The sequence below is a fragment of the Vibrio sp. 1978 genome (assembly GCF_033344345.1).
In genome coordinates, this window is sequence record NZ_JAWPOP010000972.1 from 1 (window position 1) to 526 (window position 526).

The 526-nt window shown below is 41.3% G+C and carries 1 protein-coding gene and 1 pseudogene; both read right to left on the reverse strand.

The window, feature by feature from the left end; translation table 11 throughout:
• Positions 1-125: pseudogene (locus R8N49_RS30170) on the reverse strand (transcriptional regulator); the annotation flags it as partial.
• Positions 126-149: 24 nt separating this feature from the next.
• Positions 150-526, reverse strand: a 377-nt coding sequence (locus R8N49_RS30175; protein ID WP_318190828.1) for a GntR family transcriptional regulator, incomplete at its 5' end; no start/stop codon positions are given.

The following is a 526-nucleotide window of genomic DNA, read 5'->3' on the forward strand; positions in this document are numbered from 1 at the left end:
TGAAGGTGGCGTTTAATACTCGAGAGAGGAATGCCACTTTTCTCTGATAAAGAGCTGTAACACAGCCCTTCGTCTTTTATTTTTTGTCGCAGTGCCGCCAACAGAAATTTAGGTCCAACATTCATCCGTGATTCCCCTAAGTTATCTGTTTAGTTATTTGGGCTCTGTCTTTCTAACAGCAAGTTACGAATAGCTGTACCTGCTTCTAGAATGTGTTTTTTCAACAGATATTTTGCGCCATCAATATCTCTGTTCTGGCACATTTCAAACAAGGTCAAATGTTCTTGTTCTGCTTTTTTAATGCCAGTGGTGAATAACAACTGCATACGAATGTAGCGATCGCATTTGGTATTTAAGTTGTAAATCACATCCATGGTTTCTGGCATGTTGGCAGGTGCGTATAACGCTTTGTGGAATTCGTAGTTATAGTTACTCCATTCTTCCACTTCGTCGCCACTATTTACCACCGCTTCGAAACGTTCACGAACTTCACGGGCGCGTTCTAGATCTTCATCCGTCATGTTTT